At 71.6% G+C, this 26,789-nt stretch carries 24 protein-coding genes and 1 tRNA gene; 7 read left to right on the top strand and 18 right to left on the bottom strand.

Translation table 11 applies throughout. The features are described 5' to 3' along the window. Positions 1-195 precede the first annotated feature (195 nt). The 9 genes from ACFVYL_RS15920 to ACFVYL_RS15880 all read right to left on the bottom strand — a co-directional run bounded on the left by ACFVYL_RS15920 (position 196) and on the right by ACFVYL_RS15880 (position 10,526). The gene (locus tag ACFVYL_RS15920; protein ID WP_389716023.1) at positions 196-1,020 is read right to left on the bottom strand and encodes an HAD family hydrolase; all 825 of its coding nucleotides are present in this window, start codon (positions 1,018-1,020) and stop codon (positions 196-198) included. After that, positions 1,017-2,306: a serine--tRNA ligase gene (gene serS / locus ACFVYL_RS15915; protein WP_389716021.1), complete on the bottom strand. Its 1,290-nt coding sequence runs from the start codon at positions 2,304-2,306 to the stop codon at positions 1,017-1,019. Before serS ends, ACFVYL_RS15920 begins: the two co-directional genes overlap by 4 nt. Before the next feature lie 706 nt (positions 2,307-3,012). Then, positions 3,013-3,948 carry a prephenate dehydratase gene (gene pheA, locus ACFVYL_RS15910; RefSeq protein WP_389716019.1) on the bottom strand — a complete coding sequence of 312 codons (936 nt, stop codon included), beginning with the start codon at positions 3,946-3,948 and terminating at the stop codon, positions 3,013-3,015. A gap of 188 nt (positions 3,949-4,136) precedes the next feature. After that, positions 4,137-5,381, bottom strand: coding sequence for an iron uptake transporter deferrochelatase/peroxidase subunit (efeB, locus tag ACFVYL_RS15905; protein WP_389716017.1), 1,245 nt, complete (start codon positions 5,379-5,381; stop codon positions 4,137-4,139). An 11-nt stretch (positions 5,382-5,392) separates the two neighbouring features. Next, on the bottom strand, positions 5,393-7,366 hold the full coding sequence (locus tag ACFVYL_RS15900; RefSeq protein ID WP_389716015.1) for a copper resistance CopC/CopD family protein: 1,974 nt from the start codon (positions 7,364-7,366) through the stop codon (positions 5,393-5,395). Between the two features lie 14 nt (positions 7,367-7,380). Further along, entirely contained in the window at positions 7,381-7,851 is a 471-nt protein-coding gene (locus ACFVYL_RS15895) for a copper chaperone PCu(A)C (protein WP_389716393.1), read from the bottom strand. Between the two features lie 41 nt (positions 7,852-7,892). Further along, complete coding sequence (locus ACFVYL_RS15890) at positions 7,893-8,594, bottom strand: SCO family protein (RefSeq protein WP_389716012.1); 702 nt, start codon at positions 8,592-8,594, stop codon at positions 7,893-7,895. Between the two features lie 99 nt (positions 8,595-8,693). Beyond that, positions 8,694-9,416: a YcnI family protein gene (locus tag ACFVYL_RS15885; RefSeq protein WP_389716010.1), complete on the bottom strand. Its 723-nt coding sequence runs from the start codon at positions 9,414-9,416 to the stop codon at positions 8,694-8,696. Between the two features lie 192 nt (positions 9,417-9,608). Next, entirely contained in the window at positions 9,609-10,526 is a 918-nt protein-coding gene (locus ACFVYL_RS15880; RefSeq protein ID WP_389716008.1) for a hypothetical protein, read from the bottom strand. Positions 10,527-10,785: 259 nt separating this feature from the next. Between ACFVYL_RS15880 and ACFVYL_RS15875 the strand changes: the two genes are divergently transcribed. Continuing rightward, entirely contained in the window at positions 10,786-11,256 is a 471-nt protein-coding gene (locus ACFVYL_RS15875; RefSeq protein ID WP_389716005.1) for an ATP-binding protein, read from the top strand. A gap of 63 nt (positions 11,257-11,319) precedes the next feature. Here the strand turns inward: ACFVYL_RS15875 and ACFVYL_RS15870 are convergent, their stop codons facing one another. Further along, positions 11,320-11,823 (bottom strand): nitroreductase/quinone reductase family protein, encoded by a 504-nt coding sequence (locus ACFVYL_RS15870; protein WP_389716003.1) that lies wholly within the window; start codon positions 11,821-11,823, stop codon positions 11,320-11,322. A gap of 76 nt (positions 11,824-11,899) precedes the next feature. Beyond that, entirely contained in the window at positions 11,900-13,366 is a 1,467-nt protein-coding gene (locus ACFVYL_RS15865) for a PLP-dependent aminotransferase family protein (RefSeq protein ID WP_389716001.1), read from the bottom strand. A 41-nt stretch (positions 13,367-13,407) separates the two neighbouring features. Here ACFVYL_RS15865 and ACFVYL_RS15860 point away from each other — a divergent pair, with 41 nt between their 5' ends. Further along, the gene (locus ACFVYL_RS15860; protein WP_389715998.1) at positions 13,408-13,953 is read left to right on the top strand and encodes a carboxymuconolactone decarboxylase family protein; all 546 of its coding nucleotides are present in this window, start codon (positions 13,408-13,410) and stop codon (positions 13,951-13,953) included. Positions 13,954-14,038: 85 nt separating this feature from the next. Here the strand turns inward: ACFVYL_RS15860 and ACFVYL_RS15855 are convergent, their stop codons facing one another. Together ACFVYL_RS15855 and ACFVYL_RS15850 are read right to left on the bottom strand one after the other, a co-directional pair. Further along, positions 14,039-15,523 carry an aminopeptidase P family protein gene (locus tag ACFVYL_RS15855; protein WP_389715996.1) on the bottom strand — a complete coding sequence of 495 codons (1,485 nt, stop codon included), beginning with the start codon at positions 15,521-15,523 and terminating at the stop codon, positions 14,039-14,041. A gap of 271 nt (positions 15,524-15,794) precedes the next feature. Continuing rightward, positions 15,795-17,330, bottom strand: coding sequence for a PP2C family protein-serine/threonine phosphatase (locus ACFVYL_RS15850; protein ID WP_389715993.1), 1,536 nt, complete (start codon positions 17,328-17,330; stop codon positions 15,795-15,797). A gap of 453 nt (positions 17,331-17,783) precedes the next feature. Here ACFVYL_RS15850 and ACFVYL_RS15845 point away from each other — a divergent pair, with 453 nt between their 5' ends. Both ACFVYL_RS15845 and ACFVYL_RS15840 read left to right on the top strand, forming a co-directional pair. Further along, positions 17,784-18,461, top strand: a complete 678-nt coding sequence (locus tag ACFVYL_RS15845; protein WP_389715990.1) for a bifunctional DNA primase/polymerase — start codon at positions 17,784-17,786, stop codon at positions 18,459-18,461. 55 nt (positions 18,462-18,516) lie between these two features. Next, the gene (locus ACFVYL_RS15840; protein WP_389715988.1) at positions 18,517-19,056 is read left to right on the top strand and encodes a hypothetical protein; all 540 of its coding nucleotides are present in this window, start codon (positions 18,517-18,519) and stop codon (positions 19,054-19,056) included. 292 nt (positions 19,057-19,348) lie between these two features. On the opposite strand, the gene ACFVYL_RS15835 is transcribed toward ACFVYL_RS15840, so the two are convergent. The 3 genes from ACFVYL_RS15835 to ACFVYL_RS15825 form a co-directional block, all read right to left on the bottom strand. Continuing rightward, positions 19,349-20,320 (bottom strand): DUF5926 family protein, encoded by a 972-nt coding sequence (locus ACFVYL_RS15835; RefSeq protein ID WP_389715985.1) that lies wholly within the window; start codon positions 20,318-20,320, stop codon positions 19,349-19,351. A 147-nt stretch (positions 20,321-20,467) separates the two neighbouring features. Beyond that, positions 20,468-21,085 (bottom strand): ATP-binding protein, encoded by a 618-nt coding sequence (locus ACFVYL_RS15830; protein ID WP_389715983.1) that lies wholly within the window; start codon positions 21,083-21,085, stop codon positions 20,468-20,470. Between the two features lie 53 nt (positions 21,086-21,138). Next, a complete protein-coding gene (locus ACFVYL_RS15825) occupies positions 21,139-21,975 on the bottom strand; it encodes a glycerophosphodiester phosphodiesterase (protein ID WP_389715980.1) in 837 nt (278 codons plus the stop codon). 211 nt (positions 21,976-22,186) lie between these two features. Here ACFVYL_RS15825 and ACFVYL_RS15820 point away from each other — a divergent pair, with 211 nt between their 5' ends. The 3 genes from ACFVYL_RS15820 (at position 22,187) to ACFVYL_RS15810 (ending at position 24,810) form a co-directional block, all read left to right on the top strand. Further along, complete coding sequence (locus ACFVYL_RS15820) at positions 22,187-23,680, top strand: S1C family serine protease (protein ID WP_389715978.1); 1,494 nt, start codon at positions 22,187-22,189, stop codon at positions 23,678-23,680. Positions 23,681-23,735: 55 nt separating this feature from the next. Beyond that, positions 23,736-23,820 (top strand) — tRNA-Ser (locus tag ACFVYL_RS15815). A 117-nt stretch (positions 23,821-23,937) separates the two neighbouring features. Beyond that, the gene (locus ACFVYL_RS15810) at positions 23,938-24,810 is read left to right on the top strand and encodes a polysaccharide deacetylase family protein (RefSeq protein ID WP_389715975.1); all 873 of its coding nucleotides are present in this window, start codon (positions 23,938-23,940) and stop codon (positions 24,808-24,810) included. Between the two features lie 142 nt (positions 24,811-24,952). Here ACFVYL_RS15810 and ACFVYL_RS15805 read toward each other — a convergent pair whose 3' ends face one another. Both ACFVYL_RS15805 and ACFVYL_RS15800 read right to left on the bottom strand, forming a co-directional pair. Continuing rightward, on the bottom strand, positions 24,953-25,192 hold the full coding sequence (locus ACFVYL_RS15805; RefSeq protein WP_389715972.1) for a chaplin: 240 nt from the start codon (positions 25,190-25,192) through the stop codon (positions 24,953-24,955). A 162-nt stretch (positions 25,193-25,354) separates the two neighbouring features. Further along, positions 25,355-26,212, bottom strand: a complete 858-nt coding sequence (locus ACFVYL_RS15800; protein WP_389716391.1) for a bifunctional DNA primase/polymerase — start codon at positions 26,210-26,212, stop codon at positions 25,355-25,357. Positions 26,213-26,789 lie beyond the last annotated feature (577 nt).

Here is a 26,789-nt window from a genome sequence, read left to right as displayed (position 1 = left end):
CACATGACCTGAGGCTCCGCACACCGATCGCACGCTTCCCCAAGCTCTCGGCTCCGCTCGAGCAGGGGAGGCCCCAATCCGCCGCTGCGCCCGCGCTTCGCGCGGACGACGGGGGTTCCAAGACAGGCTCTAAGCCGTCGTCAGGGGCAGCCCCCTGCGCGCGTTCGATCCGCGCATCCTCCGCCGAAGGGGCGCTCAGCCCAGCAACCGCTCCAGCACCACCGCGATGCCGTCCGCCTCGTTCGACGTCGTCACCTCGTCCGCGACCGTCTTGAGCTCGTCGTGGGCGTTGGCCATGGCCACGCCGTGCGCCGCCCAGCCGAACATGGGGATGTCGTTCGGCATGTCGCCGAACGCGATCGTGTCCGCGGCCTTCGCGCCCAGCCGGCGCGCCGCCAGGGAGAGGCCCGTGGCCTTGGAGAGGCCGAGCGGGAGGAGTTCGACTATGCCCTCGCCCGCCATGGTCACGCCCACCAGGTCGCCCGCCACGACGCGCGCCACCTCCGCCAGCGCGTCGTCGCCGAGGCCGGGGTGCTGGATGTACACCTTGTTCAGCGGGGCCGCCCACAGGTCGGCGGCGTCCGTGATGGGGACGGCGGGGAGCGGGCCGTCCTGGACCGCGTACCCCGGGCCGACCAGGACCTCGCCGTCGAGACCGTCGCGGCTCGCGGCCAGGAAGAGCGGGCCGACCTCCGCCTCGATCTTGGCGAGCGCCAGGCCCGCCAGCTGCCGGTCGAGCGTCACCGAGGTGAGCAGCCGGTGCTCCCCCGCGTGGTAGACCTGCGCGCCCTGGCCGCACACCGCGAGTCCGTCGTAACCGAGGTCGTCGAGGATGTGGCGGGTCCAGGGCACCGCACGGCCGGTGACGATGATGTGCGCGGCGCCCGCCGCGGTGGCCGCGGTGAGCGCCTGACGCGTCCGTTCGGACACCGTGTCGTCGGGGCGCAGCAGCGTCCCGTCGAGGTCGGTCGCGACCAGCTTGTAGGGGAAGGAGGGCGTGACCGGGGCAGGGTGACTCACTTGGCGATGGGCTCCAGGATCTCTCGTCCGCCGAGATACGGACGCAGGACCTCGGGCACCACCACGGAGCCGTCGGCCTGCTGGTGGTTTTCCAGGATGGCCACGATGGTGCGCGGGACGGCGCACAGCGTGCCGTTCAGCGTGGCGAGGGGCTGGAGGACCTTCTTGCCGTCGCGGCTGTCGCGCATGCGGATCGACAGGCGGCGGGCCTGGAACCCGTCGCAGTTCGAGGCGGAGGTCAGCTCGCGGTACTTGCCCTGGGTGGGGATCCACGCCTCGCAGTCGTACTTGCGCGAGGCCGAGGAGCCGAGGTCACCGGTGGCCACGTCGATCACCTGGAAGGGCAGGCCGAGGCCGGTCAGCCACTGCTTCTCCCACTCCAGGAGGCGCTTGTGCTCGTTCTCGGCGTCGGCCGGGTCGACGTACGAGAACATCTCGACCTTGTCGAACTGGTGGACGCGGAAGATGCCGCGGGTGTCCTTGCCGTACGTGCCGGCCTCGCGGCGGTAGCAGGGCGAGAAGCCCGCGTACCGCAGGGGCAGCTTGTCGGCGTCGATGATCTCGTCCATGTGGTACGCCGCGAGCGCGACCTCGGAGGTGCCGACCAGGTAGTAGTCGTCCTTCTCCAGGTGGTACACGTTCTCCGCGGCCTGGCCGAGGAAGCCCGTGCCCTCCATGGCGCGCGGGCGGACCAGCGACGGGGTCAGCATCGGGATGAAGCCCGCCTCGGTCGCCTGCGCGATGGCGGCGTTGACCAGGGCCAGTTCGAGAAGGGCGCCGACGCCGGTGAGGTAGTAGAAGCGCGAGCCGGAGACCTTCGCGCCGCGCTCGACGTCGATGGCGCCGAGCAGCTCGCCGAGCTCCAGGTGGTCCCTGGGCTCGAAGCCCTCGGCGGCGAAGTCGCGCGGGGTGCCGATGGTGTCGAGGACGACGAAGTCCTCCTCGCCGCCGACCGGGACGTCCGGGTGGACGATGTTGCCCAGCTGCTGCAGGAGACGCTTGGTCTCCTCCTCGGCCTCGTCCTGCGCGGTGTTCGCGGCCTTGACCGCGGCGGAGAGCTCGCCCGCCTTCTTGAGGAGCTCCTGCTTCTCCTCGGGCGCGGCCTTGGGGATCAGCTTGCCGAGCGCCTTCTGCTCGGAGCGGAGCTCGTCGAAGCGGAGGCCGGACGACCTGCGCCGCTCGTCGGCGGAGAGCAGGGCGTCGACGAGCGCGACGTCCTCTCCACGGGCGCGCTGGGAGGCGCGAACACGGTCGGGGTCCTCACGGAGCAGGCGAAGGTCAATCACCCCTCAAGGCTACCGTCGTGCGGATCCGGCCTACGAATCGATATTCCCGGGTGTGCGTTATGTCTGTTTTGCCGGAATGCGAATTCCGGCGTCCGGCCACCCCGAATCAAGATCGGTACGGCCGGAAAAGATCCGCCGTGCCGCGACCCGGGCCGCCCGACCGGTCGGGTCAATAAAAAGGGCACGATTCCCCGAAATGGGGCAGAGTGCGACCGCCGCCTTGACCGGAACCCCTTGTGGGAGACCGGACTTGGGCCGCCTGTCCACCGCGGTTGTCCACAGGAATCAGCACCTCCGGACAGTTATCCACAGCCTGTGCGAAAGATCTGTGGATGCCGGAAGGGGGTGTTCCGAAAGCCCTGTGCGGGGTGAAAGATTCCCTTCTCAAACCACCCGCACACCCACTTTCGAGTGGAAATACCTCGCTCCAAAGAGTTGATCAATAGAAAAGAGTGGACGAGGGGTGACGTGGCGGACTGTGGACGGACTTGGGGGCTGTGGGCCGATTTGTCGACCATGTCGCGCTTCGTTGTCGACTTGTCCCCAGGTCGAGACGCGTGCCTGTGGATAACTTCTGTGGACAACGTAAATCTGCAGGTAGGACCGCAGGGAGCAGGCCAGGGGCAGCCGCGAGGCAGGCAGCAAGGACCGCGGGAAGGCGGCCGACAGGACTACGGAGAGCGGTGGGAAGGCCTACCGCGAGTGGCTAGAAACGACCGTCCTGGCAGCGCGTCAGCCAGTCCGACGCCGCCATGAACTCGCCGTCGGTGGTCCCGGGCCGCAGCGGCCGGACATCCTCCGTCGCCACCCCGGCCCGCGGATACGACCCGAGGAAGCGCACCTGCGGGCAGATCCGCTTGAGCCCCATCAACGCCTCGCCGACCCGGCGGTCCGTGATGTGCCCCTCGGCGTCCACCGAGAAGCAGTAATTGCCGATGCCCTGGCCCGTCGGCCGCGATTCGATCCGCATGAGGTTGACGCCGCGCACGGCGAATTCCTGCAGCAGTTCGAGCAGGGCGCCCGGGTGGTCGTCGCCCAGCCAGATGACGACCGAGGTCTTGTCGGCCCCCGTCGGCGCGGCGGGGCGTGCCGGGCGGCCGACCAGGACGAAGCGGGTCTCGGCGTTCGCCGCGTCGTGGATCTCGCTGACCAGCGGTTCGAGGCCGTACGTCGCCGCGGCGAACTCGCCCGCGAAGGCGGCGTCGAAGCGGCCCTCCTGGACGAGCCGGGCGCCATCCGCGTTCGAGGCCGCCGACTCCCACACGGCGTCCGGCAGGTGCGCGGCCAGCCAGTTGCGGACCTGCGGCTGGGCCACGGGGTGGCCGGTGACCGTCTTGATGTCCTTGAACTCGGTGCCGGGCCGCACGAGCAGGGCGAACGCGATCGGCAGGACGACCTCGCGGTAGATCATCAGGGGCTCGCCCTTGGCGAGCTCGTCGACGGTGGTGGTGACGCCGCCCTCGACGGAGTTCTCGATCGGCACCAGCGCGGCCGCCGCCTCGCCGCTGCGGACCGCGTCCAGCGTGGCCGGCACGGAGACCATGGGGACGAGCTCCCGGGCCGCCGCCTCGGGCAGCGTCCGGAGGGCCGCCTCGGTGAAGGTGCCTTCGGGGCCCAGGTACGTATAGCGCGTCGCCGACATACCGTCACCCTAATGGGCCCGACGTGGCGCGGCTCACGCGTCTCACAGAGCGGCGCCCACCCCCGTACGCGCGTGCGAAGACGTACGGCCCCGGCGCGTGCGAAGACGTATGACCCCAGCGGGTGCGAAGACATACGACTCCATCGGGTGCGAAGACGTACGACTCCACCCCCTGCGCGAGCGACGGCTCACGCCTCCAGCAGCCGCTGCCCCACGTACTCGCCCTTCGCCGCCCCGCCCGGCACCGCGAAGAGCCCGCTCGCCTCGTGCCGGATGAACTCCGACAGGGCGTCGCCCCGGTCGAGCTTGCGCTGCACCGGGATGAAGCCGGTCATCGGGTCCGCCTGCCAGCAGACGAAGAGCAGACCCGCGTCGGGCTCACCCTTGGCGTCGAAGCCGTCGTGGTACGAGAACGGGCGGCGCAGCATCGCGGCGCCGCCGTTCTGGTCGGGACGGGTGATGCGGGCGTGCGCGTTGAGCGGGATGACGACCTTGCCGTCCGGGCCCGCCTTGTCGAGCTTCGGCTCGGTCGTCTCCGTGCCGCCGGTCAGCGGTGAGCCGTCCGACTTGTGCCGTCCGATGACCGCCTCCTGCTCCTTCAGACCGAGCTTCTCCCAGTCGTCGAGGAGCATGCGGATGCGGCGTACGACGACGTAGGAACCGCCCGCCATCCACGCCGGGTCCCCGTCATCGGGAACGAAGACGCGCCGGTCGAAGTCCTTCTCCGACGGCTTGGGATTGTTCGTGCCGTCGATCTGGCCCATCAGGTTGCGCGTGGTCAACGGGCGGGCGGTGGCGCCCGGCGAACGGTTGAACCCGTTCATCTGCCAGCGGACCTTCGCCGTGTCCGCCGCGTCCCGCTGGAGCGCACGCAGCGCGTGGAAGGCGACCAGCGGGTCGTTCGCACCGATCTGCACCCACAGGTCGCCGTTGCTGCGCGCCTTGTCGAGGTGGTCCGAGGAGAAGTCGGGCAGCGGGTTCAGGGCGTCCGGACGCTGCTTGTGCAGGCCCGTGCGGGAGAAGAAGGAGGCGCCGAAGCCGAAGGTGACGGAGAGCGAGGACGGACCCGCGTCGCGGGCGACCGCCGTGTCCTCGCCGTCGGCCGGCCTGCCCGCCATCAGTTGCCCGGCAGTCGCCGACCAGCGGCGCAGCAGGGCCGCCGCCTCCTTGCGGCCCGCGCCCGCCGCCAGGTCGAAGGCGGCGAGATGGCCGCGGGACTGCATGGGCGTGGTGATGCCGGGCTGATGTTTCCCGTGAAACATCACCTCGTCCGTGCCGAGGGACGCCAGGGCGGACGACGCGCCCGCCGGGGCGGACCCGTCCGACGAGGGCGCCGCGGCGTAACCGGCGGCGCCGCCCGCCGCGCCGAGCGCGAGACCGGTCGCGCCCGCGGTGCCGAGCAGCCGTCGCCTCGAAATGCCGTTGTCCGCCATGGTGGTTCCGTTCAGCCGATCTGCGCGTTCTTCTTCACGGTGACCTGGTCGATGTCGGAGGTCCGCACCGTCACCGCGATCTGCCAGTTTCCTGCCATCGGGATCTGCACGCCGTTCGCGCTCCAGTGTCCGGTGGCGATGTGGTCGGGCTTGACGGGCAGCGGCCCGACGTCCTTCGACTTGAGGGTGAAGGAGAGCTTCACCTCGGGGACGTCGAAGGCGCTGCCGTTGGGGCGCTTGACGTACACGTGCAGGGCGTTGCTGCCGCTGCGGCCCGGGTCGAGGTCCATCTGCACGGTGCCCTTGCCGTCGGTGCCGCCCGTGTCGAAGGGCACCTTGAGGCTGAGCGGGCCCGAGCGCTGCGCCGCCGCCGCGGAGGTGGCGTTGGCGGCCTCCTCCTCGGTGCGCCCCGGCTCGGTGGTGGTGAGGATCGTCGTGATGGCGAGCAGCACGACGGCGACCCCGGTCTCGGTGAGCACCGAGCGGCGCAGGCCTGAGCGGTGCGGGTCGGCATCGCGGACGCGCTTCTCGCGGGCGGTGTCCATGGCGGCCTGCTGGCGCGCCAGCTGCGCGGAGCGCTTGGAGTCGCCGCCCGCGCCGCCCGCACCCTCGCCGGACGCGGGCACCGTGACCGGCTTCTTCTGCGGCTTCTTCGACGACTGCTTGCCGCGCTGCTCGACGACCACGGCGGCCGCCGCCTCGGGGGCTGGCCCGCCCGCCTCGGCGGCGATCCGCCGGGTCCACCTGCGGGAGACGGACGCGACGCCCACCAGGACGACGACCAGGCCGATCTTGACGAGGAGCAGCTGCCCGTACGACGTGCCGGTCAGCGCCGACCACGAGCCGACCTGGCGCCACGCCTGGTAGGTGCCGGTCGCGGCGAGGAGGACGACGCTGGTGAAGGCGACGGTCGAGAACCGCCGCACGGCCCGCGCGTCCACCGCCGCCGTGCGGAACAGCGCGAGGCCCAGCGCCGCGAGCCCGCCCAGCCAGGTGGCGACGGCGAGCAGGTGCAGCACGTCGACGGGCATCGCGATGCCCGCCTGGATGCCGGTCGAGGCGTGTTCGGCCATCGCCCAGGTCGCCGCGATGCCGAGGGCGACGACGGTGCCGCCGATGGCGAGCCCGAAGGTGAGGTCCTTCTTCTCGGCGGCCTCTTCGGGCCCGTCACGCTTGACGTACGCGCCGAAGAGCACCGCGATGAACAGCGCGGCGGCGGCGAGGAGCAGCAGCCGGGAGACGAGGGCCGCGCCCGTCTTGGTGTTGAGGACGTCGCCGAGCTTGCCCATGTCGAAGGCGTCGGCGAGCTTTCCGGAGCTGGTGTAGGGGGCGCGCAGGAGCAGCAGGACGAGGGTGGAGCCGGTGAGCGTGACCCAGCCGGACGTCACGAGCCGCTGCAGGGGCCGCACCGCGGCGCCGGGCGGCCAGCAGCCCAGGATGAAGGCGGCGCCGCCGACGAGCACGATGAACCCGGCGTACGAGAGGTAGCGGGTGATGTCGTAGAGCAGGCCGACCAGGCCGCCGCCGGCCTCCTGGTCGGGCAGCGCGACCTTGGTGTCGGAGGGCGCGCCGATGGAGAAGGTGAAGGCGCCGGCGACCGGGTGGCTGTCGGCGGAGACCACTTGGTAGGCGACGGTGAAGGTGCCGTCGGGCAGGCCGGGGCGCAGCTTCACGCCGTACGTGTTGGAGCCCAGGTCGGCCGTCTTGCCGGTGTCGGCGCGCTTGCCGGCCGGGTCGAGCACCCGCACGGAGCCGTCCGACATGGCGACCTTCTCCGAGAAGGTGAGCTTGACCTGGGCGGGGGCCGACTCGACCACCGCTCCCTGCCTCGGGTCGCTGCCGGTCAGCGCGGCGTGCGCGGAGGCCGGCGCGGCACCGGCGAGGAAGGCACCGGTCGCGGCGAGGAGCACGAGGAGGAGCCGCCAGACACGTGGGGCGGCGCTGGTCCGGGGAGCGACCCTGGAGCGGGGAGCGATGGTCTGCATCAACGGTCCGTCCCTCAGTGCGAGTTGTGTGACGAGTCGTGCTGCGCGGGCTTGTACGTCGCTTCCTTGACCGGCACCTCGATCGTGATCGGGCGCGACTTCTGGAAGTGCAGTGTCAGGGCGACCTGCTGGCCCTTCTCCGGCTTGCGCTTGAGCTTTTCGAGCATCAGGTGGTTGCCGCCGCTGGCGAAGTCGAGGTGACCGCCCGCGGGCACGTCGAAGGACTTCTGCTCCTTCATCACGCCGCCCTTGGTGCTGTGCAGCGTGATCGAGCCCGCGACGTCGCTGGTCGCGGAGGTGAGCTTGTCGGCGCCGCCCTTGTTCGTGAGCGTGAAGAAGCCGGCCGCCATGTCGTCCATGGTGGGCTCGGGGATGTAGGCGCCGCTGACCTTGAGCTCGGGCGCCTTCGCGGAGGCGGGCCCGGACGCCTTGTCGGAGTCCGAGTCGTTGCAGCCCGCCAGGGTGAGCGCGGCGGCCAGCGCCATGGCTCCGCCGGCGAGCGCGCGGTGTCGGGTGGTGCGGTGGTTCACGGGTTCTGTCCCTTGAGGAGCTTGGGGAGGTCCTTGGCGTAGTCGTCCGCCGTGGCCTTGTCGTTGTAGATGACGTACCCCGCGTCGTTCTTCGGCGAGAAGGCGATGACCTGCGTGCCGTGCATCGAAACGATCTTGCCCTTCTTGTCCTTCTTGGACGGTTCGACGCTGATGGCGAGCTGCCGGGCGCCCGCCTGGATGGTGGCGAAGTCACCGGTCAGACCGACGAAGTCGGCGTCGACGCCCTTGAGCCACTTGCCGAGCTCCGCGGGGGTGTCGCGCCCGGGGTCGGTGGTGACGAAGACGACCTTGAGCTTCTTCTGGTCGGCCTTGGACAGGGTCCTCTGCTTGGCGGCCGCGATGTTGTTCATCGTCAGCGGGCAGACGTCCGGGCAGTGCGTGTAGCCGAAGTAGATCAGCGTCGGCTTGCCCGCGGTCTCCTTGCGCAGGTCGTACTTCTTGCCGTGGGTGTCCTTGAGGACGAGGTCCGGCTTCTTGTACGGCCGGTCGAGGACCGTGGCGGCCTTGCCCGAATCGGTCTCTACGGAGACTTCGGCCGCGGGCTTCTTGTCGTCACCGCCGCCGCAGGCGGTCAGCGTGAGAGCGGCCGCGGCCAGCAGGGCGGCCGCGGCGAGCTTCTTGCGGGTGCCCTTCGCGGCGCTCTGCGAGGGGTACGTGGAGTGGCTCTTCGAGCTCATCGTGCGCATACGAAAATGTCCCAGATGTGAGGGGGCCGGGGTGCACCGGGGCGGCTGTCTGCCGCGGCGGTGCACCCCGTGGGTGGCTCGTCCTGCGGCTCAGCCGGTGACGCGGCGGCGGGTCGCGAGCACGCCGAACGCGACGCCCGCGGCGCCGACGACGATGCCGGCGATGCCGAGGACGCGGGCGGTGGTGTCGCTGCTGTCCGAGGAGTCGGAGGACGCGCTCTCGGTCTTGGCGTGCTTGTCGTCCGATGCGGTGTCACCGGCGGCGCCGTGGCCTTCGGAGGCGGCGGTCAGGGTGAGGGCGGGCGCCGGGTGCTCCGGCTCCTCCTGGCCCTTCTGCTGCGGCTCGATCCAGCGGACGACGTCCTTGTTGTCGTACGTCTGGACCGCCTTGAAGACGAGCTGGTCGGCGTCCTCGGGCAGCTGGCCCATGGAGACCGGGAACTTCTGGAAGGTGCCGGGCTGGATGCCCTTGCCGTCGGCGGTCCAGGTGACCTTGGTCACGGCCTCGTCGATCTTCTCGCCGTGGATCTCCAGCGGCTTGTCGAGCTTGCTCTTGGTGACCTTCACGCTCCAGCCGGGGATGGGCTGGGTCATCACGGAGGCGAGCGGGTGGTCGGTCGGGAAGGAGACCTCGAGCTTGTTGGTCGAGGCGTCGTCCATCTCGTTCGGCACCTTGAAGTTGACCGTGGCGTACCCGCCCTTGGCGGCCTCGCCCTCCGGGGAGACGCTGACGTGCGCGAACGCGGGCGCCGAGAGGATGAGGACGGCGGAGGCGGCGACGGTGCCGACGGCGGCGATACGGGACAGCTTCATGACAGGAACACTCCACTTTCGTCAGTGGTGAGCGGTACGCGACGCGCGGTCGCCTACCGGTGCTGGATACGAGGGGTGTGCGCGGCCGGTCGGGCACGCGCGCGCGGCGCCGGGCGACCCCTCCGTACAGCGGTGTGGAGTGCTTCTCCGTAGAGGAGTGCTTTCTCGTACAGCGGTGTGGAGTGCGTCGCGTCAGGCGGCGAGTTCGATGTCGCGGGGGCCGGCCGGTGGGCCGCGCCTGATCACGGTGTCCTCGAGTGCGACGGTGCGCGGCTTCGGAGGCGCGAGCCGGGCGGTGCGGGGAGCCCGCGGACCGGTCGTCTCGGGCGCGCCGGGCAGCCCCGCCCGCAGGGCGCGTACGAGGGCGAGCGCCGAACGCAGGGCACGTACGAGCGCGCCCTCGGCGACCCCGTGCGCCCCGTCGGCGAGCCGGACGAGGCGGAGCAGCGCGATGTCGCCGCGGCGCAGCAGCCAGCCGGCGGCCAGGGCGGCGAGGACGTGGGCGATGAGCATGGGCACGGAGGGCAGGAGCGACATGGCGCCCATCGACCTCATCGACCCCATCGATCCCATGGAGCCCCCGGCTCCCGGCGCGCCGCTCGCACCCGCCATGGAGTCCAGCGCGGTGTCCGCGGCGGCGGACCCGCCGTGCCCGTGTCCTGCGGGGTGGACCGCTCCGGAGCCGCCCGTGCCGCCGGGGCCGAGCCCGGCGGTGGTCAGGATCCGGTGGGCCTGCGCGGGCGTGATCGTCGCGGCGCCCGCCCCGCAGACCAGTCGTGCGGCCCGTTCCACCAGGGTGCCGTCACCGCTCCGGGCGACGGAGACGGTGGCGCCGTGCTGGCCGAGGCCGAACAGGGCGTGCAGGCCGAGCTGTCCCACCGCGAGCAGAGCGGCGATGCCGGGCAGCGAACGGGCCCGCCCGGCGAGCGGCAGCGCGACGGCGAGGACGAGAAGGAAGGCCAGACCCAGGGTCCACAGCGGGACACCGGCGCAGGAAGCGAGCACATGGCCACCGGCGGACAGCACGACGCAGACCGCGGCGAACATCGCGGCCCTGAGCAGCCGGAGATCGGCTCCGTCGTACGGCTGGCGCTGGTGGGGGGCAGTCATGGCCGGGCCATCATCGCACTGGGCCCACCCCGTGCGTACGGCAGGTCCGGAAGGTCCAGTTCCGGGGTGTTGGGGGCTTCTGCGGGCCGCCGGACGGATCCGCGAGCCGGCCGGGAGGGGGCCCGGCGCCGCGTCCTACACCGGGTGGCGGGGGCCGCGCATCCGCCGTATGGGCGGTATCACGCCGGGCGAGCGCTTAGCCGTGAGTGCGTGTGGCAATACGTATCGGTATGTCGAGCCGCAGCCAGGAGGCTGGAGCATGAGCATCTGGTGGTCTCTCCATTTGCGGCGCGAAGCTGCGAGCGTTCCGCTCGCCCGCCGCCTGTTGATCGGCACGATGGAGACGGCGGGCGTGGACCCGGAGGTCTCCTACGACCTGTCGGTCGCTCTCAGCGAAGCGTGCGCCAACGCCGTGGAACACGGCGGCGCGGGCGTCCCCGGCGGTGCGTTGGGCGGTACGGGCGGATATCGGGTCACGGCCTATCTGGACGGCGAGAAGTGCCGTATCGAGGTGACCGACTCCGGACCGGGCTTCCCCGGAGCCTCGCGCGGCTGCCCGGCGCCCCGGCCGCCCGCCGCGGAGACGGACGAGCACGGGCGTGGCCTCTGTCTCATCAGGGAGCTCGCCGACCACGTCCACCTCGGCAACAAGCCGGGCAGGGGCGGCGCGGTGATCAGTTTCGACAAGATCCTCAAGTGGCGTGAGGACGCGCCGTTGATGACGGCCTGAACGGTTCGATGACGGCCTGAAAGCTGTGTAGACAGTAATGGGGGACTCCTACCCGGCGGTTTCCTACCCGGCGGACTCCGTGGACTGACCCGCGCGGGTCAGCGCGATCACCGGGATCGTCCGCGGCGCCCGGGCCCGGAACTCCGCGAAGTCCGGGTCCCGTTCGATCTGCCGACGCCACAGCTCGTCGTGTTCGCTCCGGTCGACGGGCGTGGCGCGGGCCTCGTACCGCTCCGTGCCGACCTCGACGACGACCGCGGGGTCGCGCACGAGGTTGTGGTACCAGCCCGGGGCCTTCTCCGAGCCCCCGTTGGAGGCGAAGACGACGAGACGGTCGCCGCCTGGGCTGGGGTCCGGCAGATAGACCGCGGGCGTCGTCCGCGGCAGCCCGCTCTTCGCGCCACGGGTGGTCAGCAGGAGCAGGCTCGTCCCTTCGAACGGCCCGCCGACCCGGCCGCCGTTGGCCCGGAACTCCTCGATGACGCGGCGGTTGAAGGGGTTCGCGTTGTTGATGCCGTCGTCGTCGACCCGGCTCTCGCCCTCGACGGTGCCGCTCGTGCTGCTCATGGTCAGATCCCCTCCGAATACCGACTGGTGTCCGCTTACCGACTGGTATCCGCTCCGAACGATCAAGAGGCCGGGCCTATTTCCCCGCTACGGAGGAGTCGTCCGCGGGTGGCAGCGCCCGGACCAGCGCCTCGACGGCCGCCCCGTACGCGTGCTCGGCGGGCGTCGAGTACCCGACGACGAGCCCGTCCCCGGCGGGCATCGTCGCCCGCGGGTGCCGGAAGGCGGCGAGACCGTCGAGCGCGATCCCCTGCCAGGACGCGGCCTTGACCGCGGACGCCTCCGTGCCGGGCGGCAGCCGCAGCACCGCGTGCAGGCCGGCCGCGATGCCGGTGGCCGTGATGTGCGGGGCGTGTGCGGCGAGGGCGGTGACGAGGTGGTCGCGGCGGTTCCGGTAACGCTGCCGCATCCGGCGGATGTGGCGGTCGTACTGCCCGGAGGCGATGAAGTCGGCGAGCGTGAGCTGGTCGAGGACGCTCGCCCACGCCTCCCGCTCCCCCTTGGCCGCGAGGACGCCGTCGACGAGGTGCTCCGGCAGCACCATCCAGCCCAGGCGCACGGCGGGGGACAGGCTCTTGCTGACCGAGCCGAGATAGACGACCCGTTCGGGATCCAGGCCCTGCAGGGCGCCGACGGGCTCGCGGTCGTAGCGGAACTCACCGTCGTAGTCGTCCTCCAGGACCACACCGCCGCCGGCGCGGGCCCAGTCGACGACCGCCGCGCGCCGGGCGGCCCGCAGCGGGCCGCCGGTCGGGAACTGGTGCGCGGGCGTGAGCAGCACGCCGCGGACCCGCGGGATCCCGGTCAACTCCTCGACGCTGGCGCCCTGTTCGTCCAGGCTGAGCGGCACCGTCCGTACGCCCGAGTCCGCGAGGATCTCCCGGTGGAAGCCGAGGCCGTACGACTCCACGGCGAAGGGCCCGCGCAGCACCCCGCCGCCCGCGCCCCTGGCGCCCCCGAAGAGCAGCCGAAGACCGTGCGCGAACCCGGAGCACACCACGATGCGTTCGGGGTCCGTGCGCACCCCGCGAGCCCGCGCCAGATAGTCGGCGAGCGCCTGGCGCAGCTCGGCCCTGCCCCGCGGATCACCGGGCCCGAAGGCCTCGTTGGGCGCGGCGCCCAGTGCGCGACGGGCGGCCGCGAGCCAGGCCGTGCGGGGGAAGGAGGCGGCGTCCGGTGTGCCCTGGCGCAAGTTGTGGGCGGGGGCGGTCGGCCGGGCCGGAACGGGCGTCCGTGGGCGCCGGGACGGCGTCCGCGCGAAGGACGCCCCGGCCGCGACCCGCGTGCCCGAGCCCTGCCGCGCCGTCAGCCAGCCTTCGGCGACCAGTTCGGCGTAGGCGTCGGCGACCGTGTTGCGGGCCAGACCGAGGTCGGCGGCGAGCGAACGGTAGGGCGGCAGACGGCTGCCGGGGGCGAGCCTGCCCTCGCGTACGGCGTCTCGCAGCGCACGGATGAGGACGGCGCGGCGACTGCCGGGGCCCGACAGCTCCACATGCAGGTCGCTGCCGATGCGCTCCGCCAGATTGACCCATGATTCCGGCATGAAAATGCACCCTACCCGAGGTCTTTTCCGACCGTAGATTCATGGTCATGACGAACGACACGAACGACACGAACGACACGAACACCCCGCAGACCACGACCGACGCCGCCGCCCACGCCCACGCTCAGACCCACGAGCACGCGCCCCGCCTCGACTTCGCCAAGTCCGCCCCCAAGGCGTTCAAGGCCCTCATAGGCTTCGACGCCGCCGCCCGCGAAGGCCTCGACCTGTCCCTGGTCGAGCTGATCCAGATCCGCGCCTCGCTCCTCAACGGCTGCGCCTACTGCGTCCACATGCACACCTCCGACGCCCGCAAGGCCGGCGAGGACGAGGCGCGGCTGCACATGATCGGCGTGTGGCGCGAGGCCAGGAACTTCTTCACGGCGAAGGAGCAGGCGGCCCTCGCCCTGACCGAGTCCGTCACGCTCGTCTCCCAGGGTGGCGTGCCGGACGACGTCTACGCCGAGGCGGCCCGCCACTTCGACGCGACGGAACTGGCCCGTGTCCTCGCCCTGATCTTCACCATCAACACCTGGAACCGCATCTCCCTGAGCACCGCCAAGGTGGCGGGCGAGGATGACCGCTAGGCGCGCACAAACGCAGAACCGGGCCTCTTCTTAAAGAAGAGGCCCGGTCCGCCAGGACGCTCAGCCCGTGAGTCCCTCCGGATGCTCAGCCCTTGAGCTGCGCCATCCACGCCTCGACATCGTCGGACGTGCGCGGCAGAGCCGCCGACAGGTTCTTGTTGCCGTCCTCCGTGACGAGGATGTCGTCCTCGATCCGGACACCGATGCCGCGGTACTCCTCCGGCACGGTCAGGTCGTCCGCCTGGAAGTACAGGCCGGGCTCGACGGTCAGGCACATGCCGGGCTCCAGCGTGCCGTTCACGTACGCCTCGGTGCGCGCGGCGGCGCAGTCGTGGACGTCCATGCCGAGCATGTGGCCGGTGCCGTGCAGGGTCCAGCGGCGCTGCAGGCCGAGCTCCAGGACACGCTCGACCGGGCCCTCGACGAGGCCCCACTCGACCAGCTTCTCGGCGAGCACGCGCTGCGCGGCGTCGTGGAAGTCGCGGAACTTGGCGCCCGGCTTCACCGCCGCGATGCCGGCCTCCTGCGCCTCGTACACGGCGTCGTAGATCTTCTTCTGCAGCGCGTCGAAGCGGCCGTTGATCGGCAGCGTGCGCGTGATGTCCGCGGTGTAGTACGAGTGCGTCTCCACACCGGCGTCGAGCAGCAGCAGCTCGCCGGAGCGCACGGCTCCGTCGTTGCGCACCCAGTGCAGGGTGGTGGCGTGCGGCCCCGCGGCGCAGATCGAGCCGTAGCCGATGTCGTTGCCCTCGACGCGGGCGCGCAGGAAGAACGTGCCCTCGATGTAGCGCTCGCTGGTGGCCTCGGCCTTGTCGAGGACCTTCACGACGTCCTCGAAGCCACGCGCGGTCGAGTCGACGGCCTTCTGCAGCTCGCCGATCTCGAAGGCGTCCTTGACCAGGCGGGCCTCGGAGAGGAAGACGCGCAGCTCCTCGTCGCGCTCGGCGGTGACCTTGTCGGTCAGGGCCGCCTCGATGCCGGCGTCGTAGCCGCGCACGACGCGGACGGGTCCGGTCGCCTCGCGCAGCGTGTCGGCCAGCTCGCGCACGTCGGAGGCGGGCACGCCGTACAGCTTCTCGGCCTCGGTGAGGGAGTGCCGGCGGCCGACCCAGAGCTCGCCCATGCCGTCCAGCCAGAACTCGCCGTTCGCACGGTTGGAGCGCGGCAGCAGGTAGAGGGTCGCGTCGTGGCCGGTCGCGGTGGGCTCCATGACCAGGACGCCGTCCTCGGTCTGGTTGCCCGTGAGGTACGCGTACTCCACGGAGGCCCGGAAGGCGTACTCGGTGTCGTTCGACCGGGTCTTCAGGTTGCCCGCGGGGACGACCAGACGCTCGCCCGGGAAGCGCGCGGAGAGCGCGGCGCGGCGGGCCGCGGTGTGCTCGGCCTGCGCGATCGGCTGCAGGTCGTGCAGCTCGGTGTCGGCCCAGCCGGACTGCATGTTCTCGGCAAGCTCGTCGGAAACGCCCGGGTACAGGCCGTTCTTGCGCTGCTTGATCGGCTCTTCTTCGGTCTCTTCCGGGCCCGCTGCGGTAGCAGCAATGGGCTCAGCCGGGTTGAGCGCCTCCGACACGATCTGCCTCCTATGTACGACACTGGACCACCCTCCATCGTACGGGCGTACGGAAGGGGTCCCAGGGCCGGAAGGCCACTTACACAGCGTGCCCGGGGCCTCACAAGGAAGCCCTCCACGCGCGCGTGCCCGGAGCCGCACAAAGAACCCGGGGCCGCACAAAGAACCCCTCCACGCGCGCGTGCCCGGAGTCGCACAAAGAACCCGGGGTCGCACAAAGAACCCCTCCACGCGCGCGTGCCCGGCGCCTCGCCCGGACACGCCCCCGCGCTCACTCGAAGCGTGCCGCCAGCAGCACCACGTCCTCGTCGCTGCCCACGGTGTCGAGGCCGTCCGGCAGGACGGTGCGCAGCACGTGGTCGGCGATGGCTCCGGGGTCGTCCCTGATGCTCCTGGGCACGCTCGCCGCCGCCGCGTGCAGCCGCGCGAAGGCCCGGTCCATCGGATCGCCGGTGCGGTGCAGGAGCCCGTCGGTGTAGAGAAGCACCGTTTCTCCGGGCTCCGGGCTGATCTCCACGCTCGGCGCCTCCCAGCAGGCGAGCATCCCGAGCGGCGCGGACAGGGAGGTCTCGACGAACTCCGTGCGCCGCTCGCCGACGATCAGCGGCGGGCTGTGCCCGGCACCGGCGAGGACGACCTTGCGCAGGGCGGGCTCGCAGTACGCGAAGAGCGCCGTCGCCGACCGCGCGGGCTCGGTGAGGCGCAGCAGCAGTTCCAGGTCGGAGAGGACGGCGACCGGGTCCTCGCCCTCCATCACGGCGTAGGCCCGCAGGGAGGCGCGCAGCCGCCCCATCGCGGCCACGGCGCTGGGACCGGAGCCGGTCACGGACCCGACCGCGAGGCCGAGCGCCGCGTCCGGCAGCGCCAGCGCGTCGTGCCAGTCGCCGCCGCCGCGCGGCCCCGTGCGGTGCCGGGCGGCGAGCTGCACCCCGGCGATGCGGGGCAGCCGCGAGGGCATGAGCTCCTCGCGCAGGGTGGCGTCGGCCGCGCGGGTGCGTTCCAGGTCGATGAGCCGCGCGACGTGCTCGGTGGCGTGGCGGGTGTAGAGCCCGACGAGGTGGCGGCGGCGCTCGGCCGGTTCGGCGGGCTCGTCGTACAGCCAGACCGCGGCGCCGATCCGGCCCGCCGTCTCGGTGGCAAGGGGCAGGGCGTAACTCGCGGCGTAGCCGAGGCGGGCGGCCACCTCGCGGTGGCGCGGGTCGAGGCCGTCGTCGGCGAGCAGATCGGGCTGCGCGATCTCACCCGGCACACCACCCGGCTGGCCCTCCGCGGCGTCGAGGATCCTGCCGTACGAGGTGGCGCCGCGCGGCACCGTCTCGATGTGCCCGAGGTCGGCGCGGCCGAGGCCCAGGCCCACGGTGGTGTCGGGGCCGAGCCCGTCGGCGGGCTCCACGACGGCGAGCCCGCGCCGGGCACCCACCAGCGCCGCGCCGGCGCGCAGGAGCTCGCGCAGGGCGTCGTCGAGGGTGGTCGTGCGGGCGATCCGCTCGGTGAGTTCGTGGAGCGTGGTGAGGTCGGAGACCCAGCCCGCGAGGCGGTCCTGGAGCACGGCGCCCGGTGCGCCCGGCAGGGAAGTGCCCTCCGGGGGTGCCGCGGCGGGCGTGGCCTGCGCGGTGGGCGCGACAGTATGGGCCGGTGGCGGAACTGTGGAATCGATTCCGGCCACTTTCGGAAGGTGAGGGGCGTTCATGGCTGACGGCTTTCCGGCCGGTGCGTAATGCTCAATAGCATCGCAAACCCCCATGTCATTCTGCGCCGCTAGCAGTGCCTCCAGATGTACACGCACTGATGAGGGGATGTCCAGCATTGTCCTGCTGGGATTCCTGGTGTCCGAGAGAATTGAGTGACCTGAAAAAGATCTTGAAAAGATGGCTGAAAATGGCGGCGGGTTAGGGCATATTGGGGTCGACTGACGTTGTTCGGTAAAGCGTTGCGGTGGTCGCGCTGGGTACGTACTCAGTGATGGCCAGGGGCAGTTGGGACCCGTCCGGAACCTGACCAAGGACCCGGGCGTCCTAACTCACGACGACCGTGCCCCATCCTCCCGTGGCGGAGGCGGCAAGAAATATCGCGGGACGGCAAACGCCAGGCGCCGCCACCCCACGCCACGTCAACGCTCGGTTCAGAGTGGTTCCCCATGCCGCAGGCTGGGGTCGGATGTGCCAGCTCGTACGTACAGCGAAGAGATCCACACATGGTGTGATGTGGCCCGCAGTCTCCCCGGCTAACGCCGGCGTGCAACGGAAAGGAACGAGCGCTCATGCGCGAGATCCTCGGAAGGCGACGCAGGCTCCTGTCCTGGCGAATCGGAAGAAAGCCCGGCCGGAGTGCCGGACAGCTCGGCGCGGCTCTGACCTTCGCGACCGCATGGCGGTGGCCCGTCCTGCCGGGAGTCGGCCTCGACCGACGCGACGGCAGCCGGTGCGCCTGCCCCGACCCCGACTGCGCGGTACCGGGCGCGCACCCCCTCGACCCCGGTCTTCTCGCCGCCACCACCGACGAGCGGATGGTCCGCTGGTGGTGGACCAACCGACCCGGCGCACCCGTCGTGCTCGCCACCGGAGGCAGCGCCCCGTGCGCCGTGAGCCTCCCCGTGGACGCGGGCGTGCGCGCCCTCGCCGCGCTCGACGACATGGACATCAGGCTCGGCCCGGTGGTCGCCACCGAGGCCAGGATCCACCTGCTCGTCGCGCCGTACTCCATGGCCCAGTTGGGCGAGCTCCTCTATACGAAGGACTACGTCCCCGGCTCGCTGCGCTTTCACGGCGAGGGCGGCTATCTCGCCCTGCCCCCGTCAGAGACGGGACAGGGCCGGGTCCGCTGGGAGCGCGCGCCGCTGCCCGGCTCCGCCGCCCCCTGGGTGCCGGACGTCGAAGCGGTGGTGGACGCCGTCGTGGACGCCCTCACTCGTACGGGTGTGAGCGCGCCCGAGTTGTAGGGGAATTGGGCGCGCGGCGACCGGGCCGCGCGCCCATGGTCGTTATCTTCGGCTCATGCAACCCCGCCTGATCGTGCTCCTGGGCGTCGCGGCCCTCACGGTTCTCCTGCCGCTCGCCGGCGCATCCGCGGGGCCGGTGGGTGACGGTGACGCGAAGTCGCCCCTCCCCGCCCCTTCGAACGTCCCTTCGGAGCCGCGTCGGTCGGTGCGGGCCGGAGCGGAGCCCTCGTCGCTCGCGGGCCTCGGCGCCACCACCGCCGCCCACTGCGGCCCCGAAGTCTCCTCGCCCGACGGCATCGAAGCCCAGACGTGCGTCCTCACGCTGGGGCACGACACGTGGGCGCGTACCTATTACCGCAATGCCACCGGCGAGGAGCTGACCGCCGTACTCACCCTGATGGGCCCCGGGGCACACACCGTGCAGATGCACTGTGCGGTGGGTGCGGGGGACGAACCGGCGACCTGCGAGACTCCGCGCGAGCGGTCGGCGGGCGAAGCGGCGGCGTACACGGCGGTGGCGGAGTACGCGGCGGGAGAGGCGGGCGGGCTGCTGCTGCGCTCGGGGAGCAACTCCGCATCGCCGCAGGACAGTTGAGATCTGAACCGGCTCGCGGGCACGCAAAGGCCCGGTTGCTGGCGACGGGGGATGCACCAGCAACCGGGCTACCTGAACGGTAACAAGAGATCGGCTCTTGGCAAATTCGATCCCAGTTATCCGGACAGGGATTTACGTGTGATCACGGAGAGTTGTGACGGGGGTCACCCGTCCCTCCCCCGCCGCACCGACTGACTGACGCGTCAGTGGCGCGGCGCGGCACATGGCTTCAGTGGCGCGGGACGCGGCTTCAGCAGCGCGGCACACGGCTTCAGCGGCGCGGCACGCGGCTTCAGCTGAGCGTGACCTGGCGGTTGGTGAGGCCGCCGCGCGCCCGGCGCTCATCCGCGGTCAGCGGGGCGTCCGAGGCGAGCGCCGCCGCGAGCCGCTCGGCGAACTCCGCCGCCGGCTTCTCGATGTCCGCGGCGCCGACCTCGCTCGGCAGGTCCCACACCGGCACGGTCAGACCGTGCGCCCGGAAGGAGCCGACCAGGCGGGCGCCCTCGCCGAGGCTCGACGTGCCGGCCGCGTGCAGCCGGGCCAGCGCGTCCAGGAGCTGCTCCTCGGGGTGCGGCATGACCCAGCGCAGGTGGTTCTTGTCCGGGGTCTCGCACCAGTACGCGGCGTCCACGCCGGTCAGTTTCGCGGTCGGGATGGCGGCGTCGTTCGCCCGCTCCAGGGAGGCGGAGACCTCCGGCGTCGCGTTCTCCGCGTCCGGCACCCAGAACTCGAAGCCGGCGTGCACGACCGGCGCGAACGGGCCCGCCGGGTCGAGCAGGTCCTGCAGCCGCGGGCCGTCGGCGGGGGCGCGGCGGCCCTTCACCGGCGTACCCGGCTCGGCCTCGAGGGCGCGCTGCAGGGTGTCGGCCAGGTCGCGGCTGATGTCGCCGGACGCGGTGTCGTTCTGCAGGCCGAGCAGGACCGAGCCGTCGTCGCGGCGCAGCGCAGGCCAGGCCATCGGCAGCACGGTGGCGAGGGAGACCGAGGGGACGCCCTCGGGAAGCCCGGCCTTGAGGGTCAGCTCCACCGTGGCGGCGGGGACCAGTTCGCGCAGCGCGACCCAGTCGCACTCGCCGGGCAGGCCCTCGAAGGGGCGCTGCACCAGCTCGGTCACCGCGTGGGCGGCGGCCCGGCCGTGGCAGGCCTTGTACCGGCGGCCCGAACCGCAGGGGCAGGGTTCGCGGGCGCCGACGACAGGCATCTCCCCGTCCCCCCGCTGCGGCTGCTGCGACTTGCCCTTGGTCTGCGGGCGCTTCTTGGCCATCTTGGGTGTCTCCCGGCTACGGCTCTCTCATGCGTACGGGCGCGAGCCTAGCCGTTGGCACGGGGGCCGTCGGGCCGCGCTCTGGGACGGTCGCCCGTACGCGGGTCGGTGTGACGGCCCGGTCGGTCCATGTCTGTAACGGGCCGGTCAGTCCATGTCATCGAAGGGGTCCGCGAAGGCGACGTCGGATATCGCGGCCGCCGTCGGCGCGGCGACGCGCGTAGCGAAATCCTCGCGGTGGTACCCCGCTTGGAGGACGACCCACACGGTGACCTCACCGTGCACGTCGTCGCGGACTCCCCAGGTGTCGGAGAGCGCCGTGATGATGTTGAGCCCGCGGCCGCCGTGCGCCGTGACCGACGGGGTGGCGGGGACCGGGCGGGTCGGTCCGCCGCCGTCCGTCACCTCGACCGTCAGCCGGCCCGTCTGATCGACGTGCCAGGCCGCTCGTACGTCGCCGTCACCCACCATGCCGCGGCCCAGCGGCCTGCCGTGCCGGCAGGCGTTGCTGAGCAACTCCGACAGGATCAGTACGGCATCGTCGACCACCGATTCCGGGACCCCGCTCATGCGCAGCTGATTGCGCATACGGTGTCTCGCTTCCCCCACGCCCGCAGGGCCATGGGGAACGGCCATGCTCGACGACGTGGGCACCTCCCGTGCCACCACCAACGCCACCCCCGAGACCTCCTTCACCCCACGCCACGGTGTGGATGCCCCAATGGACTGGACCGGAAACCGGCCAATCCCCGTCCGGTGACGCACTCGTAACGATCGAATACGGGCTGAACGCGCCGGTGCACTCCCTGTAACCGGAGTTAATGGAGTCCCAGACGGTCCAGATGGGACAGAACCTGCTTGGGGCGGTTGGTGATGATCGCGTCGACACCGAGCTCGGCGCAGAGTTCGACGTCCGCCGGCTCGTCCACCGTCCACACGTGCACCTGGTGTCCCGCGCGCTTCAGCTTGGCCACGTATCCGGGGTGGTTGCGCACGATGCGCATGCCCGGGCCTGCGATGCGGACGCCTTCGGGGAGGCGTCCGTCACGGTGGCGCGGCGAGACGAACTGCATCAGGTAGACGGTCGGCAGCATCGGCGACGCGGCCCGCACCCGGTGCAGCGAACGCGCGGAGAAGCTCATGACCCGGATCGGCGAGTCGGCCTCACTGGAGGGGGCGTCCAGACCGAAGCGCTTGAGCAGCAGAAGCAGCCGCTCCTCGACCTGGCCCGCCCAGCGCGTGGGGTGCTTGGTCTCGATCGCCAGCCGCACCCGACGCCCAGAGGCATTACTTTCGGCCACCAGCTCAAGGAGCCGCTCCAGGGTCAGCACGGACGTGGCCTCGCCCGCGGAGCCCTCCCAGTCGGGCCCTTCGTCGGCCTCGCCGTGCTGCTTCTTCCAGGACCCGAAGTCCAGCGCGGCGAGATCGGCGAGTTCGAGGGCGGAGACGGCCCCGCGGCCGTTCGACGTACGGTTGACGCGCCGGTCGTGGACGCACACGAGGTGCCCGTCGGCGGTGAGCCGTACATCGCATTCGAGGGCGTCGGCACCGTCCTCGACCGCCTTCTTGTAGGCGGCCAGCGTGTGTTCGGGAGCGTCCTGGGAGGCTCCGCGGTGGGCGACGACCTGGATCTGGTGCTGTCGTGCGAGGGTCACCGCGTCATGGTGCCATCACGGGGTACCCGACGGCTCGCCGGACGGCACCCTCCGGGAGCGCCGGACACACAGGCTCGGCTTATGGTGCCCTGACAGCCCATGGGAAAAGCTGACCGCAGACAGATGTTCAGAGATGACAGCTGCACAGTTGGCACAGCCAGGCCGTGACCGAGAACGTACGCAACGACAGCATGGACCGAGGAGAAGAGCTGTGAGCACCGAGAACGAGGGCAACGAGGTACCCAAGGCCCCGTCCGCGCCTCCTGCGCCGGTGGACGCTCCCGCTGTTCCTGCCGACTCCGCTGCCGCGGGTCCTGCCGCCGGTTCCGCCGGTTCCGCCGGTTCCGCCGGTTCTGCCGGTTCTGCCGGTTCTGTCGCCGGGGCCGAGCCCGGCGCCGCGGCTCCGGCCCACGCGGGGGCTCCGCAGGCCGCTCCGGGGCACGCCCCCGGGGCCGCTCCCGCCGCCGGGAACTGGCCGCCTCCTCCGCCGCCGCCCGCCGTTCCCTCGTACGCCACGGCCGGCGGTTCCGGATCGGGCTGGGGGGCCTCGTACCACCCGCAGGAGCCGAAGCCCGGCGGCCGGCGCGGCGGCCTGGTCGCCGCGGTGCTCGCCGCCGCCCTGATCGCGGGCGGTATCGGCGGCGGCGTCGGCTACTGGGCGGCCGAGCGGAACGACGACAGCACGGGTTCCACGACGGTCTCCGCCGCGGACACCCCCGCCGACCTGAAGCGTGAGCCCGGCTCCGTCGCCAAGACCGCGAACGACGCGCTGCCGAGCGTCGTGACCATCGAGGCGCAGAGCGGCGGTGGCGAGGGCGGCACGGGCACCGGCTTCGTCTACGACAAGCAGGGCCACATCCTCACCAACAACCACGTGGTGGCGTCGGCCGCGGAGGGCGGCAAGCTCCAGGTGACGTTCTCGAACGGCAAGAAGTACGCCGCCGAGGTCATCGGCCGCGCCGAGGGCTACGACGTGGCGGTCATCAAGCTCAAGAACGCCCCCGAGGGCCTGAAGCCGCTCGCCCTCGGCAACTCCGACCGCGTGGCCGTCGGCGACTCGACCATCGCGATCGGCGCCCCCTTCGGTCTGTCGAACACCGTCACCACCGGCATCATCAGCGCCAAGAACCGCCCGGTGACCTCCAGCGACGGCGGCCAGAGCGGCAAGAGCTCGTACATGAGCGCGCTGCAGACCGACGCGTCCATCAACCCCGGCAACTCCGGCGGCCCGCTGCTCGACGCGCGCGGTGCGGTCATCGGCATCAACTCCGCGATCAAGCCCGCCGAGAGCGGCGGCGGCCTCGGCGGTGGCGGCGGCCAGTCCGGCTCGATCGGCCTGGGCTTCGCGATCCCGGTCAACCAGGCCAAGCAGGTCGCCCAGCAGCTGATCAAGACGGGCCGGCCCGTCTACCCGGTGATCGGCGCCTCGGTCTCCCTGCAGCAGGAGGGCAACGGCGCGACCATCAGCCGGGAGGGCGTGGGCGCCACGCAGCCGGTCACCCCGAACGGCCCGGCGGACAAGGCGGGCCTCAAGCCCGGCGACGTCATCACGAAGCTGGACGACATGGCGGTCGACAGCGGCCCGACCCTGATCGGCCAGATCTGGACCCACAAGCCGGGCGACACCGTCAAGATCACGTACCAGCGCGACGGCAAGGAGCACACGGTCGACGTGACCCTGGGCCAGCGCAAGGGCGACAGCTGACCCGCTAGTCTTGTCCTCGCGCCGTCCTGATTCCGTTTCCGGTGGGACGGCGCGGGGTGGGTTGCCCGAGCGGCCTAAGGGAACGGTCTTGAAAACCGTCGTGGTTCACGCCACCGTGGGTTCAAATCCCACACCCACCGCAGCTGGTCGGCGTACGAGCCGGTCGTAAGGGGTGCTCCCGTACAGGGGGCGCCCCTTTTTCGTGTGTTCGGCGTGGTGGACGGGGCGGCGTGGTGGTGTCGGGCAGGGTCTGGCGGGTGGACGATGAACTTGAGGTGACCGCCGCGCGCGTGAGTCTGAGCCGTGCCGCCCCCTTCCGCCGGCGCACGCTGGCCGCAGCGCTCTTCGGCTTCGCAGGGGCAGGGGCCGTGCTGGCGGGGCTGCCCGACAGCGCGGCCCAGGCTGCTTCGGGTGGGCGGGACGCCGGCTCGGACCAGCCCGGGCTGCCGTCGCTGTTCGGGTCCGAGAACCGTGTGATGCGTACGCGCGAGCGCGTCATGGCCGTGACGTTCAACGCGGCCTGGGGCGTCGACGGGCTTGGCACCGTCCTTGGCGAACTGACCCGACGGCACCTGCCCGCCACGTTCTTCCTGACCGGTGACTTCGCCGACCGGCATCCCGAAGCAGTGCGGCGCATCGCGCTCGAAGGGCATGGCCTCGGCAACCACTCCTACAGCCATCCCTACTTCAAGGACCTGACCGCTGCGGGGAGGGCCCGGGAGGTCCGTGCAGCGGACAAGGCTCTGCGTACGGCCGGGGCGGGGCGCAACCTGCCCCCGTTCTTCCGGTTCCCCTACAGTGCCACCAGCCCCGCTCACATCAAGGAGCTCAACGCGCTCGGATTCGCCGACATCGAATTCACCGCCGACACCAACGGCTGGAAGGGCGCCGAGGGCGGCATGACCGTGGAGCGCGCGGTGGGCAGAGCACTGGACGCCCTGCGTCCGGGACTCATCCTGCAGATGCATGTCGGCACGCCTACGAAGAACGGCATCGTGATCGACGCGGGGGCCCTGCCACGGATTCTCGATGGCGCTGTCGCTCGCGGCTACCGGGTCATCGATCTCCGTACGCTCCTCACCCGACCGGCACCGGCACGGGGACGGGCAGGGGAACGGGCACGGTCATAGGGCGGCTGGTGGGCGGCTGGATTGCGACCGCCCTCCGCTTCCCGCGCAACGCGCGAGCGCGCCACCGAGAAGGAAGGGCGGTGGCGCGCTCGGCTGGGGCCGTGTGGGGCGGGCTGGGGCCCTTACGGCGTGATGTGACTGGTCAGTCGTTGACGCAGGTGTTGCCGAAGGCCGGGTTGAGCAGGCCGATGATGTCAATGGTGTTGCCGCAGAGGTTGATCGGGACGTGGACCGGGACCTGGATGGCGTTGCCCGAGATGACGCCCGGCGAGTTCACGGCAGCACCCTGAGCTCCGGCGTCGGCGCTGGCGAGGCCGGCGCCGCCCATGATGAGGGCACCGGTGCCCAGAACGACAGCGGTGGTCTTCTTCATTGCGGACATGCTTGTTTCTCCTTGAGTACGTGCCAGTCGAAAGGCGCCCCGCCGGGCCACAACACGACGTCGCTCCGGCAGAGGAGCAGCACACCTGTCGGGCGCCCGCGTGACCAACGCTTCACCGCGCCCTCGGACACGTTCCTGCCCTCCATTCGGGGCACGCCGGGGTCAGGCGCGGCCCGTCAGGCGTGCTGCCGAGGCGATCGTCGAGTGGGCCTCCCGCTCGGTGAGGCCGACGCGGAGGGCGGCGTCGGTGAGCTGTGGGGCCAGGGCCTCGCCGATGCCGTTCTCGTAGGCACGGCAGGCGGCCCAGAAGAGACGCGTGTTGCGCTGGCCCTCGTGCGCCGCGAGCACGAACTGCACGAGGCCATGGCCACGTTGGGTCTCCGCAGAGGCGTGCCCGGCCGGGTGGGACGGCTGGTGGGGCGGCTGGTGGGGCGGTTGGTGAGCGGCGTGCGGCGGGGGTACGAGCAGGCGCAGCAGGGCGGGCGGGCAGGGGGCCGGCGGGAGGTGGGCCGTGCCGGGAACTGTGTTGTAGACGCCGTGTTCGGTGCGGGAGCCGGGGCCGACGAGGTAGCCGCCCGCGCCCCTGATGTCGATGCCGGGCGCGAGCCGGCCCGCCGAGTTGGGGACCACGGCGCCCGGGGGGCCCGCCAGCCAGAGGTGGCGGCCGCCGCTCGGCGTCGTCACGACGACGGTGTCGGGGATCGTGAAGAGGTGGCGCAGGGCGAGTTCGCGCAGGGCCGCCGGAGCGTCCGTACCGGACTTGGTGTCCAGGTCGATGCCGATCAGATGGTGCGGCGGCAGTCCGCAGGCGATGCCGTAACCGGTGGTCCAGGGGGCGGCGGCGAAGAGTTCTCGGATGCGCCGCGGGTCGGTCGACGCGTCGTACACGCCATGTCCGAGGCGGCCGCATTCACCGTGGCAGAGGGCCGGGTGGGGCTCGTCGTGGTGAGGGGAGCGCAGGGCGGGGAGCTTTGTGCGGGACAGCGGGATGACCGCGAGGCCGCGCTCGGCGGCGGACAGGGCGTGGGCGAGCGCGAGGGTGCTGGTCCGGCGGTCGGGGGCGTTGCGGGCGCTGTGGGCGCTGTGGGCGTTGTGGGCATTTTGGGTGGCGGGGTGGTGGGCGGCGGCCTGGCGCTCGATGTCCTGGCTGTCGCCGTACTGGCTGTCGCCGTACTGGCTGTCGCCGTACGGGCGGTCGCCGTTCCGGTGTTCGTCGGCAGGGTGTTCGGAGGCGGAGCTGTCGGCGGTGGGGCGCCCGGCGGATCGAGGCTCGGTGGAGGGGTGTTCGGCGGCATGGCGGTCGATGGGGGCCATGACTTCATGTTCGTACACACGTTCGAAGAAGGGAAGAGGGGGTGGTCCGGAGATGGCGGGGGTGGTGCGTTTCCGGAGGGGCGGCGCCCCCTCGCGCGGGCCTCGGCGGGTGGCTCTGCGGGGTGCTGCCGTAACGCTTCACCCCGTGCGGCGCCTGGTGTGAGCTGCGGTTCGGCGAGGGCGGCGCGGGGCCGGTCCGTGACGCGGTCCGGACTCAGGGGGCGCGCGGCACGTTTATCGGCATGTCATCACGCTTGCGGGGGAATCGGGGCTTCCTGGGTGG

Origin of the sequence: Streptomyces sp. NPDC058308, from assembly GCF_042880275.1 — a bacterium.
GTDB lineage: Bacteria > Actinomycetota > Actinomycetes > Streptomycetales > Streptomycetaceae > Streptomyces.
This window is presented reverse-complemented; position numbering and strand designations above follow the sequence as displayed.

Coding starts and splice junctions, on each gene's coding strand:
- pheA (WP_389716019.1), bottom strand. CDS start 3,948: ATGTCGGCGACGCGCTATACGTACCTGGGCCCCGAAGGCACCTTCACC.
- efeB (WP_389716017.1), bottom strand. CDS start 5,381: ATGGCGGACAACGGCATTTCGAGGCGACGGCTGCTCGGCACCGCGGGC.
- ACFVYL_RS15900 (WP_389716015.1), bottom strand. CDS start 7,366: ATGCAGACCATCGCTCCCCGCTCCAGGGTCGCTCCCCGGACCAGCGCC.
- ACFVYL_RS15895 (WP_389716393.1), bottom strand. CDS start 7,851: ATGGCGCTGGCCGCCGCGCTCACCCTGGCGGGCTGCAACGACTCGGAC.
- ACFVYL_RS15890 (WP_389716012.1), bottom strand. CDS start 8,594: ATGAGCTCGAAGAGCCACTCCACGTACCCCTCGCAGAGCGCCGCGAAG.
- ACFVYL_RS15885 (WP_389716010.1), bottom strand. CDS start 9,416: ATGAAGCTGTCCCGTATCGCCGCCGTCGGCACCGTCGCCGCCTCCGCC.
- ACFVYL_RS15880 (WP_389716008.1), bottom strand. CDS start 10,526: ATGACTGCCCCCCACCAGCGCCAGCCGTACGACGGAGCCGATCTCCGG.
- ACFVYL_RS15875 (WP_389716005.1), top strand. CDS start 10,786: ATGAGCATCTGGTGGTCTCTCCATTTGCGGCGCGAAGCTGCGAGCGTT.
- ACFVYL_RS15870 (WP_389716003.1), bottom strand. CDS start 11,823: ATGAGCAGCACGAGCGGCACCGTCGAGGGCGAGAGCCGGGTCGACGAC.
- ACFVYL_RS15865 (WP_389716001.1), bottom strand. CDS start 13,366: ATGCCGGAATCATGGGTCAATCTGGCGGAGCGCATCGGCAGCGACCTG.
- ACFVYL_RS15860 (WP_389715998.1), top strand. CDS start 13,408: ATGGTCATGACGAACGACACGAACGACACGAACGACACGAACACCCCG.
- ACFVYL_RS15850 (WP_389715993.1), bottom strand. CDS start 17,330: ATGCTGGACATCCCCTCATCAGTGCGTGTACATCTGGAGGCACTGCTA.
- ACFVYL_RS15845 (WP_389715990.1), top strand. CDS start 17,784: ATGCGCGAGATCCTCGGAAGGCGACGCAGGCTCCTGTCCTGGCGAATC.
- ACFVYL_RS15840 (WP_389715988.1), top strand. CDS start 18,517: ATGCAACCCCGCCTGATCGTGCTCCTGGGCGTCGCGGCCCTCACGGTT.
- ACFVYL_RS15835 (WP_389715985.1), bottom strand. CDS start 20,320: ATGGCCAAGAAGCGCCCGCAGACCAAGGGCAAGTCGCAGCAGCCGCAG.
- ACFVYL_RS15805 (WP_389715972.1), bottom strand. CDS start 25,192: ATGTCCGCAATGAAGAAGACCACCGCTGTCGTTCTGGGCACCGGTGCC.